Here is a 12,199-nt window from a genome sequence, read left to right as displayed (position 1 = left end):
CTTTTTTCACAACAACATTACACGCGCTTCGGACCATCACATGCTGCAACAGGAAACGACTATCGTGAACAAGCTGGGGCTGCACGCGCGCGCGTCGGCCAAGTTGACGCAACTCGCAGGCAACTACCAGTCCGAAATCTGGATGAGCCGCAATGGCCGCCGTATCAATGCGAAAAGCATCATGGGCGTGATGATGCTGGCCGCGGGTATCGGCAGCACGGTGCTGATCGAAACGGAAGGCGCCGACGAAAAGGAAGCCATGGACGCATTGTTGAAACTGATCGCCGATAAATTCGGTGAAGGTCAGTGAGCTTGCGAATCGCCATTGCGATGAATAACAACGCCGCGGCCATCCGCGGCGTTTTTTTTAGCGCGCGACAATATGCGTGGCAGCGCGAGCGGCGCTGCCACGGGGCAGGTTTTTTCTACGCGCTTTCGTGCTGCGCTGCACACAGCATTCGCACACGTGAGCGACGGTGCGGAATTTATAATGACGACGACAGTCTGAGAGCATTGCAGCGGTTTGCCGCGGCATCACACAACTAGAGGAGGTGCGCGTGTCGTTCACGCTGCATGGAATTCCCGTGTCACGCGGTATTGCCATCGGGCGGGCTTATCTCATCGCCCCGGCTGCACTTGACGTAGACCACTATCTGATCGAACCCGCGCAGATCGAAAGCGAGGTCGAGCGGTTTCGCGCGGCCCAGCAACGCGTGCATGAAGAACTCGACGCGTTGCGCGCCGACCTCGCCGCAGACGCACCCAGCGAAATGGGCGCGTTCATCAACGTTCATTCCATGATCCTGAACGACGCCATGCTCGTTCAGGAAACTATCGACCTGATTCGCACGCGCCGCTACAACGTGGAGTGGGCGCTCACCGAGCAGCTTGAACGCCTGTCACGTCATTTCGACGATATCGAAGACGAATACCTGCGCGAGCGTAAAGCCGACATCGAGCAAGTGGTGGAGCGCGTGCTGAAGGCGCTGGCGGGCGCGTCCGGCGCACTCGCGGACGGCGTGCACGGCGCCTGTGACGAGATGATCGTGGTCGCGCACGACATCGCGCCGGCCGACATGATGCAGTTCAAGACGCAAACGTTTCAGGGTTTCGTCACCGACCTCGGCGGCCGCACGTCGCATACGGCTATCGTCGCGCGAAGCCTCGGCATTCCGGCTGCGGTCGGCGTGCAGCATGCGAGTGCGCTGATCCGTCAGGACGATCTGATCATCGTCGACGGCGACCATGGCATTGTGATTGTCGATCCCGCGCCGATCGTGCTCGAGGAATATTCGTACCGGCAAAGCGAAAAGGCGCTGGAGCAGCGCAAGCTGCAGCGCCTCAAATTTTCGCCCACGCAAACGCTGTGCGGCACGCGCATCGAGCTGTGCGCGAACATCGAGTTGCCGGAAGACGCGCGCGCCGCGCTCGATGCCGGCGCGACGGGCGTCGGCCTGTTTCGCACCGAGTTCCTGTTCATGAATCACAAGGACCGGATGCCGGAAGAGGAGGAGCAGTTCGAGGCGTATCGGCGCGCGGTCGAGTTGATGAACGGACTGCCCGTCACGATCCGCACCATCGACGTCGGCGCGGACAAACCGCTCGATTCGATGAGCGGCGGCGACGGCTACGAGACGGCGCCGAACCCGGCGCTCGGGCTCAGAGCGATTCGCTGGAGCCTGTCCGAGCCGCAAATGTTCCTCACGCAACTACGCGCGATTCTGCGCGCGTCGGCGTTCGGCTCGGTGAAGATTCTGGTGCCCATGCTCGCGCATGCGCAGGAAATCGATCAGACGCTGGATCTGATTCGCGAAGCCAAGCGTCAGCTCGACGACGCCGGAATTGCCTACAACCCGAACGTGCAGGTCGGCGCGATGATCGAGATTCCGGCGGCTGCGATTGCATTGCCGCTGTTTCTCAAGCGGCTCGATTTCCTGTCGATCGGCACGAACGATCTGATCCAGTACACGCTCGCTATCGACCGCGCGGACAACTCCGTCGCGCATCTTTACGATCCGCTACACCCGGCCGTGCTGCATCTGATCGCGTTCACGTTGCGTGAGGCGAAGCGGGCGGGCGTGCCGGTGTCGGTGTGCGGCGAAATGGCGGGCGATCCGGCGTTGACGCGCCTGTTGCTCGGCATGGGCCTGACCGAGTTTTCCATGCATCCGAGCCAGTTGCTCGAGGTCAAGCAGGAAGTGTTGCGCTCGCATCTGAAGACGCTGGAGAAGCCGGTGGCCGACGTGCTCGCATCGTTCGAGCCGGAAGAAGTGCAAGCCGCGCTCAAGCGTGTCGCGCAAGCCTGATCGACTTTGCCTGCCTCAATGACAAACGCCGCACAATGTGCGGCGTTGTGTTTTGGGGTTTCGCTAGGTGCGCGCGACGTGGCGCTCTCGGCAGACCGGGCAATCCGGCTGCCGTGCAATGCGCATGGTGGTCCATTCCATCCGCAGCGAATCGAGCATGGTCAGCCGGCCGGTGAGCGGCGTGCCGATCTGGCCGATGACCTTCAGCGCTTCCGCCGCCTGCATCGACCCGATAATGCCGACCGTCGGCGCGAACACGCCCATGGTGGAACACGCGACTTCCTCGAACGGCTGGTCTTCCGGAAACACGCACGCGTAGCAGGGCGAGGCTTCGTCGCGGAAATCGAAGGTGCTGATCTGGCCGTCAAAGCGCAACGCCGCGCCCGACACGAGCGGCACGCCATGCTTCACGCACGCGCGGTTGATCGCGTGGCGCGTCGCGAAGTTGTCCGTGCAATCGAGCACGACCGTGGCGCCTGGCACTTCGCGATCGAGCCAGGCGTCGTCCACGCGTTCGGCGACCGCGTTCACCCGCACTTCGGGATTGATGCGCGCCAGCGTGTCACGCCCGGACTCCACCTTCTTGCGCCCCACCGACGCGCTCACATGCAGGATCTGCCGTTGCAGATTGGTGAGGTCGACCGTGTCGGCATCCACGAGCGTCAAGCGTCCGACGCCCGCCGCCGCCAGGTACATCGCAGCAGGCGAACCCAGCCCACCCGCGCCCACGATGATCGCGTGGGCGTCGATAAAGCGCTGCTGCGCCTCGATGCCGATTTCGTCGACGAGAATGTGGCGGGAATAGCGGAGGAGTTGATCGTCGTTCATGGCGGGAGCCGGCGTGTCTTCGCGGTGTACGGACCGCGAAGACACGCGAGGTGTGCTGCTTGCGTGACTACTTGCCTTGCGTTGCCGGAGCGGAAGCCGGCGCCGTGTTCGACGCGCCCGGCACCGGTTGCGTCGGCTTGACCGCGACCGGCGCGGAGGCCGAAGTGGCCGGCTTGTTCTGCGCGAGACGGCGCTCGGTCAACGACTTCGACTCCTGCACCGGCTTGCCTTCCAGCTTGTTCAGCGCCTGTTGCAGCATGAAGTCGTCGGCGGAACCGAATTCGACCGGCTTGCGCTCACGATCCTTCTGACGCTGTTCCGGCGTTTTCTTGTCGTTCTGCTCTTCGAGCTGACGCAGCTGATCCATGCGATCCTGCTCGCGCTTCTCGGCTTCCTTCTTCTCGTTCGGATCTTGCGTATTGGCAAGGTGGTTCGAGTAGTCGACTTCGCGCGTGACGAGTGCGTCGTCCGGATCGCCTTCCGCGTATTGATCCACCGCGATGTCGGGACGGATGCCCTTGTTCTGGATGGAACGGCCGCTCGGCGTGTAGTAGTACGCCGTGGTCAGGCGCAGCGCGGTGTCGGCGGTCATGGGGCGCACGGTTTGCACCGAGCCCTTGCCGAAGGTCGTCTTGCCGACGATCAGCGCGCGATGCTGATCCTGCAGCGCGCCCGCGACGATTTCCGATGCCGACGCCGAATACGCGTTGGTCAGCACGACCATCGGCACGGTCTTGAAGATCGGCGCTTCGTCCTTCAGCGGGTCGCTGTCGAAAGATTGCAGGCGGTAGTTGTCGTAAGTGTCGCGATAGACCTGCTTCGAATCCGGAATCTGCCCGTTGGTGGACACGACCACCGAATTCGGCGGCAGGAACGCGCCGGCCACGCCGACCGCGCTTTGCAGCAGACCGCCGCCGTTGTTGCGCAGGTCGAGGACGAGGCCCTTCAGATTGGGCTGCTGACGCGCGATGTCCTGCAGCTTTGCGGCGAGGTCGGGCGTGGTGCGCTCCTGGAAGCTCGTGATACGCACGTACGCGTAGCCCGGCGCCAGAATCTTCATCTTGACCGATTGCACCTTGATGACCGCACGCGTGACGGTGAGCGGGAAGGTGCGGTCGTCCGTCTTGCGGAAGATGGTGAGCGTGACCTTGGTGCCCGGCTCGCCGCGCATCTGCTTGACGGCCTGGTCGAGCGTCATGCCGCGCACGGGCTTGTCGTTGATGCGCGTAATGAGGTCGCCCGGACGGATGCCGGCGCGGAACGCGGGCGTGTCTTCGATGGGCGAAATGACCTTGATCAGACCGTCTTCCGACGAAATTTCAATGCCGAGGCCCGCAAAGCGGCCTTTGGTCTGCTCCTGCAGTTCCTCGTAATCGGTCTTGTCGAGGTAGGACGAATGCGGGTCGAGGCTCGACACCATGCCCTTGATGGCGGCGGTGAGGAGCTTTTTATCGTCGACGGGTTCGACGTACTCGTGCTTGATCTGCCCGAACACTTCGGCGAAGAGCCTGAGCTGGTCCAGCGGCAACGGAGCGGCGGCGGCGCTGGCAGGCTGCTGTGCCGAGGCCGAGAGTTGCAGAGTGGCAAATACACCGGTAGCAAGGCCCGCGGCGATCAGGCCGATATTTTTCAGGTTCTTTCGCATAGAGTCTGTTGCGGTCGGAAGCGCGTGGCAGCGTCGATAGAGATGGGGACGGACAAGTATAACTGCACACCCGCCCACAGAGGGCGCGGCGCCGGTAATCGAGGTTCGACAGCGCGGAGCGTGCCGGGTTCGGCGGACCGTGCGCCCGGCGGCGAAGTAATGTGCGGTAACAATGGATGGCGGTGGGCGGGAATGCTCTGCGGAGGAGCGCTTTGGCGGGTGGGTGGGTTGCCGGGCGTGCGTTCGCCGCGTTCACCGCGTTCACCGCGTTCGCCGCGAGGTTCGCGGCCACCTTCTTTAACAAAGATGCCCGCGAATGCGCCTGTTCATGCATCAAGCCCGCACAAGCACGCACAAGAAAGAACAAACGCGAGCAAGCAGCGGTCGCAGCGACGGCCAGGAAATCTGGCGTGGGCAGGCGCCCGCCACTGCGCCCCGCCGCAATCAGCCCGCCTTGCCTTGCTTGGCAACCGCAGCCTGCGCCTTCGCGATGGCGTCCTGATCGCCGAGATAGTAGTGCTGGATGGGTTTCAGGTTCTCGTCCAGCTCATAGACGAGCGGTACGCCGTTCGGAATGTTGAGCCCGACGATGTCGCTATCCGAGATGTTGTCCAGATACTTCACCAGCGCGCGGATCGAGTTGCCGTGCGCGGCGATCACCACCTTGCGGCCCGACTTGATGGCCGGCGCGATCGACTCGTTCCACAGCGGCAGCACGCGTGCGACGGTATCTTTCAGGCACTCGGTGAGCGGCAGCTGTTCGCGCGGCACCTTGGCGTAGCGCGGGTCGTCGTAGGGCGCGCGTTCGTCGGTCGGCTCGAGCGCCGGCGGCGGCGTGTCGTAGCTGCGGCGCCAGACGAGCACCTGTTCGTCGCCGAATTTCGCCGCCGTTTCAGCCTTGTTCAGGCCCGACAGCGCGCCGTAGTGGCGCTCGTTCAGACGCCACGAATGGACGACGGGGATGTACATCTGGTCCATCTGGTCCTGCACGTGCCACAGCGTGCGGATCGCGCGGCGCAGCACGGACGTGTACGCGATGTCGAACGTGTAGCCGGATTCCTTCAGCAGCACGCCCGCCTGCTGCGCTTCGCGGTTGCCCTGCTCGGTGAGGTCGACGTCGACCCAGCCCGTGAAGCGGTTTTCCTTGTTCCACGTCGATTCGCCGTGGCGGATGAGAACGAGTTTGTACATAAGATTGCCGGTCGGTAGTAAGGAAGCGGTAAAGCGTGCGAAGCGCCCGCCGGGGAGCGCCGCCATCGCGTCAGACGGTTATTTTATAATGGCCGGATTGCCCTTTCCGATTTCTCTCTTTTCGGCGGATCTTCCGTGAAGTTTTTCACTGATTACACAAACCTTGTCCTGATCGCAATCGTCCTCATCTCCGGTGGGTTGCTGCTGTGGCCGACCATCAGCCGGCGCGGCCGCGGCGGCCTGTCGGCGGCCGAAGCCACGCAGCTGATCAACCGGCGCAATGCGGCCGTCATCGACCTGCGTCCGTCGGCCGACTTCGCCCGCGGCCATCTGCCCGCGGCGCGGCATCTTGAATTTGCCGAGTTGCAAGCAAAGGTCGCGCAACTGGTGAAGAATAAGAACAACCCCGTGCTGCTGGTGTGCCAGACCGGCCAGCAGTCGAACAAGGCAGCGCGTATCGTGCAGGACGCCGGATATGCGGAAGTCCACGTTCTGGAAGGCGGTGTCGACGCCTGGCAGAAAGCCGGTATGCCGGTTGTGAAACAAGGAGTAGCCAAGTGAACAAAGTGATCATGTACAGCACGCAGGTGTGCCCGTATTGCCAGATGGCCGAACGTCTTTTAAAGTCGCGCGGCGTCGAGAATATCGAAAAAGTACTGATCGACAAGGACCCGGCCCGTCGTGAGGAAATGATGACCAGGACCGGTCGTCGCACGGTGCCACAGGTGTTCATCGGCGAGAAGCATGTCGGCGGGTACGACGACCTTTCCGCGCTCGATCGCGCGGGCGGTCTGACGCCTCTGCTCGAAGCCGCCTGAGTTCGCGCGCATCTTGCGCGCGTGTCCCGGCGGGTGAAACACAAGCCGGCGCATCGTTGCTCCTCACCGGAGCCGGCGGTGCGCCGCAACGATCCGGCGGCCCATGGAACCCGTGGGCCGCCGCTACGCATATCTATCAGGGAATCACACCATCATGTCCGACGATAATAACCAGCCGTTCTTCAACATCCAGCGCATCTATCTGAAGGACATGTCGCTCGAGCAGCCCAATTCGCCGGCCATTTTCCTCGAGCAGGATATGCCGTCGGTCGAAGTGGAAGTCGACGTGAAGGCGGAGCGCCTCGCGGAAACCGTGTTCGAAATCCTCGTGACCGGCACCGTAACGGCCAAGGTGTCGGACAAGGTTGCGTTCCTGATCGAAGCGAAGCAGGCCGGCATTTTCGACATCCGCAACATCCCGGCTGAGCAGATCGATCCGCTCGTCGGCATTGCGTGCCCGACCATTCTGTTCCCGTACCTGCGCTCGAACATTGCGGACGCGATCACGCGCGCGGGCTTCCCGCCGATCCACCTCGCCGAAATCAACTTCCAGGCGCTCTACGAGCAACGTCTCGCGCAAATGAGCGGCCAGGACGGCGCCACGGCGCAAAACGGCGTCACGCATTAAGTGTCAGAGGCAGTGCCGGCCATGAAGGTTGCTGTCCTCGGAGCCGGCGCATGGGGCACAGCCCTCGCCGGGCATCTGGCCGTTCGGCACGACACCGTGTTGTGGGCGCGCGATTCCGCGCTTGTTGCCGATCTGTCCGCGTCACATGAAAACGCCCGCTATCTGGCGGGCGTTGCTTTGCCCGCGGCGCTTCGCTACGAGGCGGACCTGAACGCGGCGCTTGGCCACGCGCTCGCCGACGACGCGTTATGCGTCGTTGCGACGCCTGTGGCCGGACTGCGCAGCTTGATCCAGTCGATGCGCGATGCCGGCAAGGTTCCGGCGCATGTCGTCTGGCTGTGCAAGGGCTTTGAGGCGGACTCGCAGCTGCTGCCGCATCAGGTGGTCGCGGCGGAACTGCCGCAGCACGGCAGCAATGGCGTGCTGTCGGGCCCGAGCTTCGCGCGCGAAGTCGGCCAGGGCTTGCCGGTCGCGCTGACTATCGCGAGCGCTTCAGCGGCCTGCCGTGAGCGAACGGTGGCTGCGTTCCATCACGGCGCGATGCGCATTTACACCGGCGACGATGTGATCGGCGTGGAAGTGGGCGGCGCGGTGAAGAACGTGCTGGCCATCGCAACAGGCATTGCCGACGGTCTCGGTCTCGGCCTGAATGCGCGTGCAGCGTTGATCACGCGCGGGCTCGCCGAAATGTCGCGCCTCGGCGTGACATTGGGCGGACGTGCCGAGACGTTCACCGGTTTGACGGGGCTCGGCGATCTGATTCTGACTGCCACCGGCGACCTGTCGCGCAACCGGACCGTTGGCGTGCAGCTTGCCGCCGGTCGTTCGCTCGCCGATATTCTGGGCGGCCTCGGGCATGTGGCCGAGGGCGTGCGCTGCGCGCAGGCCGTGCTCGCCATTGCGCGCGCTCATGCAATCGACATGCCGATCACCCAGGCGGTCTGTGCCGTGCTGTTCGACGGCGTGGCCCCGCGCGACGCCGTCAGCGCCTTGCTGCGACGCGACTCCAAGGCCGAATAGGCCCCATTGCGCCTTTTTTTCTCCGTCGTTTCAATCAGTCGTTCGGCGTGCAAAACGCTGAACGGCTGCCTGCTCTCGCTGTCCATTGTGTATTGACTCCTGGGTCAGCGAGGTTCACATGCTCACTATCGATCGTTGCACGCTGGAAGCGCGCGTGGCCGACATCACGACGCTTGATGTGGATGCCATCGTCAACGCGGCCAATACTTCGTTGCTCGGCGGCGGCGGTGTGGACGGTGCGATTCATCGCGCGGCCGGCCGGGAGTTGCTGCACGAATGCGAAACGCTGGGCGGCTGCGCGACCGGCGATGCCAAACTCACGCGCGGCCACCGTTTGCCAGCGCGATATGTGATCCACGCGGTCGGCCCCGTATGGCGCGGCGGCACGCACGGCGAACCCGACCTGCTCGCTTCGTGCTACCAGCGCTCGCTGGAGGTGGCGCGCGAGGTGAATTGCGCGAGCATTGCGTTCCCCGCGATTAGTTGCGGCATCTACCGTTTTCCAGCCGACGAGGCGGTCCGCATCGCGATCGACACGGTACTCGAAAACCTGCCGCGCATGCCGCAGCTACAAAGCGTGATCTTTGCCTGTTTCGACCACGCGATGTTCGAGCGCTACCACACTGAATTGAGAGGCCGTCAGGCGCCACCCTCGAAGCCCATCTGACGCCACGCTTCGAACACCACGATTGCGACGGTATTGGATAGATTCAGGCTGCGGTTGCCGGGACGCATGGGCAGCCGCACGCGCTCTTCGCTGCCGAATTGCTCAAGGACCGAGTCCGGCAGGCCGCGCGTTTCGGCACCGAACACGAACCAGTCGCCGGCGGCGAACGCGTGGTCGTGAAAGCGGCCCGAGCCGCGCGTGGTGAACGCGAACATGCGCGATGGCTCGGGCGACTCCTTCGCGATGAACGCCGCCCAGTTCGCATGCACATTCATTTGCGCGTACTCGTGATAGTCGAGGCCGGCGCGGCGCAGCTTGGCGTCGTCGAGCGGAAAGCCGAGCGGCTCGATCAGATGCAGGCGCGCCCCCGTGTTCGCGCACAGGCGGATGACGTTGCCGGTGTTCGGCGGAATTTCCGGTTCGACGAGAACGACATTGAACATAACAGTAGCCAGGTAAAAACTAGTTTTTCGGTGTGCGCAGCGCGACAAAGTTCGTGACCCGGCGCGCGCCCGCTGCCTTTAATGTGCGAGCCAGCGCTTCGAGCGTTGCGCCGGTCGTCATGACGTCGTCGACAATGCCGATGTGCTGCCCTTCGACGCGTCGCGCAACCTCGAACGCGCGCCCAACATTCATTCGGCGCGCGTCGAGGTCGAGCCGCGACTGTGGCGCGGTTTCGATGACCCGGCGCAGCAGCGTCGCGTCAGCGGGTACACGCAATGCACGAGCCAAAGGCCGCGCGATCTGCCAGGCCTGGTTATAACCGCGCTCGATCAGGCGGCGACTCGCAAGCGGCACCGGTGCGATCACGTCCGGACACTGGGACGGGTCTTGCCTGGCATCTTCTGCGAGACGCGCGAGGCGCCGCGCGAACTCACGCGCCAGCATGAGCTGCGCACGAAACTTCAGGCCGACCGCGAGCGTGTCGAGCGGCGCGCGGTAGTCGGCGAGCGCAAAGGTCGCGTCGAACGGCGGCTTTTCGGCGATGCAGTCTGCACAGCGATATGACGCACGGCGCCCTCGGAATGTGACAGGCAGCGGAACGGCGCATACGTCGCACCGCAAAGCGCCGTTATTCCAATAGGATTCGTCGCAAAAGGTGCACAGCGGGTTATGCGACAAATTGCCGCACAACGTGCAGGCATTCGGCAGCACCGCCTGCAACGTGCGCGGCCACGCCGATTCCAGACCGCGCGCGAATCGCGCGAGGCCGCTTCGTGACGACAGGAAATGGGCTCGGAATGACATACGGGGACGGCCGCTCGGGCCTTCGGCGCTGAATCGAAGGAAGCGAACGAGTATACTTCGGGCTCCACGCCAGTACGACACCCATGTCCCCAACGCCCCCTCAATCCGACCGTCCGGCCTATGACTCCCGGCGCCTGCGGCGGATTTTCGATCGCCGTGCCGCGACTTTCGACGACGTCGCCTTTCTGCCGCGCGAAATTTCGCAGCGCATGCGCGAGCGTCTCGATTACATCAAGGTCGCCCCGGCGAGCGTGCTCGACGCGGGTTGCGGCGCGGGCGAAGATATTCCCGCATTGCGCGAGCGTTTTCCTGAAGCGCCGGTGTTCGGCACGGATCTGTCGCGCGGCATGCTCACGCGCGCGCTGCGCCACGATTCCGGCGACACGAGCTGGCGCCGCTTCCTGCCGGCCACGCTCGGCAAGGCGCTGGGCGCGCGCGGTCCGCGCTTCGCGCAAGCCGACTTTGCCGCGCTGCCCTTCGCGGCGGGCGCGTTCGAATTCATCTGGTCCAATCTCGCGCTTCACTGGCACTCGCGGCCCGACCTCGTGTTCCCGGAATGGCAGCGCGTGCTGAAGGTGAACGGGCTCCTGATGTTCAGCACGCTCGGCCCCGACACGCTGAAGGAGTTGCGCGGCGCCTACGCTGAAGTGGAAGCGGCGCACGGCATCGCCTCGCGCAAGCACGTGATCGATTTCGTCGACATGCACGATCTCGGCGACATGCTCGTGGAAAGCGGCTTCGAGATTCCCGTGATGGACCAGGAGACGCTCACCATCACTTATAAATCGCCGGAGTCGCTGCTCGCGGACGTGCGCCGTTGGGGCGCGTATCCGTTCGAGCGCGAACCGTCTTCGGGCGCGGCGGCACGCCGGTTGCACAAGGCATTGCTGGCCGCACTGGAAGCGCGCCGGCGCGGCGACGGCACTATCGCGCTGACCTTCGAGGTGATCTACGGACACGCATGGAAAGCCGTGCCGCGCACGACGGCAGAAGGGCATGGCATCGTGCGGATCGAGGACATTGGACGAGGTTCGCCAAGGAATCGCTGAAGCGGTAAAGAGGGCATCTGTTATGTCTGAAATTACCGTTTCCAAACACCGGCAAAAGGTGCGGCAAAACGGCGCGGAGGCTTGTCGCGCCTGGCTTGTGGGGCAGCCGGGGCTTGCTTGTGGATGCTATGGATCACGCCTATAATGCGTCAGTTTGTCGCCCGGGGTTCCCACATTTGGGGCGGCAGGCCCGAGGCACTGGGCCGCAGCAAGAGTGGGCGCGGTAGCGGTCAGGCGGCCGGAACAAGAGGCCGTGGTCTGGCGCAGTTGGAGCGTCCCAGGCGGCCTTTGGGACGATCGGCGGGAGGCAGCGATGGAAGCATCTGATCTGCTGGCGGAGTCAGAACCGGTCCTGAAAGACTGGACGATGAAGCGCAACTGCTCCATGTCGCCCCGGCAGTTCGTCTGTTTCTACGTGTCGCTTGCGTTGTTCTCGTTGGCAATTGCTTTCATGCTGGTTCTGGTCGGCGCCTGGCTGGTGTTGCCGTTCACCGGTATTGAATTGCTGGCGGTGGGCGTCGCGTTTGCCATTTATGCGCGCCATGCTGTGGATTACGAACGCATCCGGCTGTTTCCGAACCGGCTCGTGATCGAACAGGTGAGTGCCGAGCAGGTCACGCAGTTCGAGTTCAATCCGCGCTGGGTGCGGATCGAGGCTGGCGCAACACCGCGTGACCAGATCAGGCTGATCTCGCGCGGCGAGACGATCATGATCGGGCAGCACCTCGCGCAGCACCGGCGCGCGCAGTTCGCCGGCGAATTGCGTATGTGGCTCGCGCGGTGTTAGACGCGCCGGGGC

At 63.8% G+C, this 12,199-nt stretch carries 14 protein-coding genes; 9 read left to right on the top strand and 5 right to left on the bottom strand.

The features are described from left to right. The first annotated feature begins 40 nt into the window (after window positions 1-40). A complete protein-coding gene (locus ACEN8U_RS12380) occupies window positions 41-310 on the top strand; it encodes an HPr family phosphocarrier protein (protein WP_006048084.1) in 270 nt (89 codons plus the stop codon). 247 nt (window positions 311-557) lie between these two features. Continuing rightward, window positions 558-2,306: a phosphoenolpyruvate--protein phosphotransferase gene (ptsP, locus tag ACEN8U_RS12375; protein WP_028361597.1), complete on the top strand. Its 1,749-nt coding sequence runs from the start codon at window positions 558-560 to the stop codon at window positions 2,304-2,306. A 63-nt stretch (window positions 2,307-2,369) separates the two neighbouring features. Here the strand turns inward: ptsP and ACEN8U_RS12370 are convergent, their stop codons facing one another. The 3 genes from ACEN8U_RS12370 to gpmA all read right to left on the bottom strand — a co-directional run bounded on the left by ACEN8U_RS12370 (window position 2,370) and on the right by gpmA (window position 5,970). Continuing rightward, a complete protein-coding gene (locus ACEN8U_RS12370) occupies window positions 2,370-3,134 on the bottom strand; it encodes a HesA/MoeB/ThiF family protein (protein WP_015001514.1) in 765 nt (254 codons plus the stop codon). A gap of 67 nt (window positions 3,135-3,201) precedes the next feature. Next, window positions 3,202-4,779, bottom strand: coding sequence for a S41 family peptidase (locus ACEN8U_RS12365; protein ID WP_015001515.1), 1,578 nt, complete (start codon window positions 4,777-4,779; stop codon window positions 3,202-3,204). A gap of 444 nt (window positions 4,780-5,223) precedes the next feature. Then, window positions 5,224-5,970 carry a 2,3-diphosphoglycerate-dependent phosphoglycerate mutase gene (gene gpmA / locus ACEN8U_RS12360; protein WP_015001516.1) on the bottom strand — a complete coding sequence of 249 codons (747 nt, stop codon included), beginning with the start codon at window positions 5,968-5,970 and terminating at the stop codon, window positions 5,224-5,226. Window positions 5,971-6,105: 135 nt separating this feature from the next. Between gpmA and ACEN8U_RS12355 the strand changes: the two genes are divergently transcribed. From ACEN8U_RS12355 to ACEN8U_RS12335, 5 genes are all read left to right on the top strand, one after another. Beyond that, window positions 6,106-6,531 carry a rhodanese-like domain-containing protein gene (locus ACEN8U_RS12355; protein ID WP_013587002.1) on the top strand — a complete coding sequence of 142 codons (426 nt, stop codon included), beginning with the start codon at window positions 6,106-6,108 and terminating at the stop codon, window positions 6,529-6,531. Continuing rightward, entirely contained in the window at window positions 6,528-6,788 is a 261-nt protein-coding gene (gene grxC / locus ACEN8U_RS12350; RefSeq protein ID WP_006048078.1) for a glutaredoxin 3, read from the top strand. Before ACEN8U_RS12355 ends, grxC begins: the two co-directional genes overlap by 4 nt. Before the next feature lie 154 nt (window positions 6,789-6,942). After that, complete coding sequence (secB, locus tag ACEN8U_RS12345; RefSeq protein WP_028361600.1) at window positions 6,943-7,416, top strand: protein-export chaperone SecB; 474 nt, start codon at window positions 6,943-6,945, stop codon at window positions 7,414-7,416. A gap of 21 nt (window positions 7,417-7,437) precedes the next feature. Then, window positions 7,438-8,436, top strand: a complete 999-nt coding sequence (locus ACEN8U_RS12340; protein WP_041744880.1) for an NAD(P)H-dependent glycerol-3-phosphate dehydrogenase — start codon at window positions 7,438-7,440, stop codon at window positions 8,434-8,436. A gap of 118 nt (window positions 8,437-8,554) precedes the next feature. Next, window positions 8,555-9,103, top strand: a complete 549-nt coding sequence (locus ACEN8U_RS12335; protein ID WP_310104934.1) for an O-acetyl-ADP-ribose deacetylase — start codon at window positions 8,555-8,557, stop codon at window positions 9,101-9,103. Here ACEN8U_RS12335 and trmL read toward each other — a convergent pair. Both trmL and ACEN8U_RS12325 read right to left on the bottom strand, forming a co-directional pair. Continuing rightward, window positions 9,076-9,546 carry a tRNA (uridine(34)/cytosine(34)/5-carboxymethylaminomethyluridine(34)-2'-O)-methyltransferase TrmL gene (gene trmL, locus ACEN8U_RS12330; RefSeq protein WP_013587006.1) on the bottom strand — a complete coding sequence of 157 codons (471 nt, stop codon included), beginning with the start codon at window positions 9,544-9,546 and terminating at the stop codon, window positions 9,076-9,078. The two genes, ACEN8U_RS12335 and trmL, sit on opposite strands and share 28 nt — an antisense overlap. Window positions 9,547-9,565: 19 nt before the next feature. Beyond that, window positions 9,566-10,351: a ComF family protein gene (locus ACEN8U_RS12325; protein WP_310104937.1), complete on the bottom strand. Its 786-nt coding sequence runs from the start codon at window positions 10,349-10,351 to the stop codon at window positions 9,566-9,568. 83 nt (window positions 10,352-10,434) lie between these two features. On the opposite strand from ACEN8U_RS12325, the gene ACEN8U_RS12320 reads away from it, so the two are divergent. Then, window positions 10,435-11,400, top strand: a complete 966-nt coding sequence (locus ACEN8U_RS12320; RefSeq protein ID WP_310104940.1) for a methyltransferase domain-containing protein — start codon at window positions 10,435-10,437, stop codon at window positions 11,398-11,400. Window positions 11,401-11,713: 313 nt separating this feature from the next. Next, on the top strand, window positions 11,714-12,187 hold the full coding sequence (locus ACEN8U_RS12315; protein ID WP_015001520.1) for a DUF2244 domain-containing protein: 474 nt from the start codon (window positions 11,714-11,716) through the stop codon (window positions 12,185-12,187). Window positions 12,188-12,199 lie beyond the last annotated feature (12 nt).

The sequence above is a fragment of the Paraburkholderia phenoliruptrix genome (assembly GCF_047325075.1).
In the GTDB taxonomy this organism is placed as follows: domain Bacteria; phylum Pseudomonadota; class Gammaproteobacteria; order Burkholderiales; family Burkholderiaceae; genus Paraburkholderia; species Paraburkholderia phenoliruptrix.
Note: the sequence above shows the minus strand (reverse complement) of the source record. Positions and strands in the feature narration are given on the sequence as shown.